This window comes from Corallococcus sp. CA047B (genome assembly GCF_003612065.1).
GTDB classification, from domain to species: Bacteria; Myxococcota; Myxococcia; order Myxococcales; family Myxococcaceae; genus Corallococcus; species Corallococcus praedator.
Genome location: NZ_RAWD01000625.1, coordinates 1 through 1808, shown reverse-complemented (window position 1 = coordinate 1808; position 1808 = coordinate 1). Strand labels below are relative to the sequence as shown.

Sequence of the window (1808 nt, the reverse complement as noted above, 5' to 3'; positions counted from 1 at the left end):
GTGGGGTGCTCTCACTTGGGGGGATGCTCGCCCTCGCCCTTGCCGCCACCCTGGCGGCCGCACCCGCGCCCCGCGTCGCCGCCTCCACCGTGACGGTCCTCCACGTTCCGCGTTTCGACCAGCTCCAGGGTCTGACCGCGTTCATGACGCGAGCGGGGGCGTCGTCGCAGATGCTCAACCCCGCGTCGTGGCGGGGGGAGCTGCACCCGTTCCTGCCGTTGGACCCGACGCAGCCGGAGTCGTTGACGGCGCTGGGCATCGACGCGACGGGGCCGCTGTCCGTGTCCATCCGGCAGGACGGCCGCCTGGCGTGCACGCGGGTGGCGGACGCGAAGCTGTTCCAGGAGGCGTCCGCGAACGTGCTCGCGCGCAACGGCGACGTGAAGGCGGGCACGGTGAAGGGCGTGACGACGCTGCGCGCGCCCACGGGCCTGGGCGGCTTCGCGGGCTACGTCATCAAGGGCCAGGAGGCGTGCGCCTTCGCGAGCACGGACACGGACGACTCCCTGCGCAAGGAGGCCACGAAGCTCGTCACGAAGGCGCCGGCCGCGGATGCGCGAATGGGCGCGGTGCCCGGCGTGCTGTACGTGGCCACACAGCAGGGCGTGGTGGGCCTGGACGGCACGGCCAACGGGCTGAAGGTGGAGGGCACGGCGACGAAGCTGCCGCTGCCGCCCTTCCAGGCCGGGGGCACGAGCCCCTACGGCGCGATGGCGCCCGCGGGCCTGCTGTTCTCCCGCGCGCAGGTGGCGCCCACGGGCGTGGCGCAGGCGGCGGGGTCGGTGCGGGACGCGGTGCGGATGGTGTGTCCCACGTGTCCGGCGGAGCAGGTGCAGGGCATGACGGACGCGCTGGCGAAGCAGCTCACCGGGCACGTGCTGTTCGCGGTGGACTCGGTGCAGGTGAAGGGCTCGCTGCGCAAGCCGGAGGTGCGCTTCTTCGCCGCGAAGCAGGCGCTGGCGGCGGAGGTGGTGGACGCGGCGGCGGTGAAGGCCGCGCTGGCCCCGCTGGGGCAGTTCCCGGGAGCGAAGGCGCTGACGGACGGCTACTCGCTGGAGGCGAAGGGCGGCAGCCTCTACCTGCGGCTCAAGGGCAAGCACCTGGTGTTCGGCAACGACTCCGCGGTGACGCAGACGGTGATGACGTCGCTGCCGGAGAAGGGCGCGCCGCTCACCCGCGCGGTGGACTTCACGTTGGATCCGAAGAAGCTGGCGCGAGGCCTGTCCCAGGTGTCGCTGATGGACGTCATGGGGGATGAGACCCTGGCGGCCTTCTTCGGAGCGAGCACGGAGCTGGGCCCGCTGCTCGCCAGGAGCGAGCGCATCACGGGGTGGCTGGACAGCGCGGCCAATGGCTCACACCGCTTCTCGGTGAACTGGACGCTGCCGGAGAAGCCCTGACCGCAATCCCAGACACGGAAGCCTGCCTGCGCACGACCTCCGGAGGCCGTGCTACCGGGGCTCCACGGACTCAATGGCCCGCGACAGGCGCACCGTGAAGGTGGTGCCCACCTCGGCGGTGGACTGCACCCCGATGTGGCCCCCGTGGGCATCCACGATGGACTGCACGATGTAGAGCCCCAGGCCCACGCTGCGGCCCGCCGTGTCCACCTCCTCCGTGCCCCGCTGCAGCGGCTGGAAGAGGGCCTTGAGCCGCTCGGGTGGAATGGGCGCGCCCTGGTTGTGCACGGACAGCACCACCGCGTCGGCCTCCCCGCGCGTCTCCACCAGGACCGCGGTGTCCTCCGGGCTGTACTTGAGCGCGTTCGTGATGAGGTTCTGCACCACCTGCGACAGCCGGTCTGGATC

At 72.1% G+C, this 1808-nt stretch carries 2 protein-coding genes; one reads left to right on the top strand and one right to left on the bottom strand.

Annotated features, from left to right (window positions below; genetic code table 11):
• Positions 1–1400 (top strand): hypothetical protein (locus D7X74_RS41710; RefSeq protein WP_233602487.1); only part of this gene is annotated, 1400 nt, incomplete at its 5' end.
• Between the two features lie 51 nt (positions 1401–1451).
• Here D7X74_RS41710 and D7X74_RS41705 read toward each other — a convergent pair.
• A partial coding sequence (locus D7X74_RS41705; protein WP_147446904.1) for a sensor histidine kinase KdpD occupies positions 1452–1808 on the bottom strand: 357 nt, incomplete at its 5' end.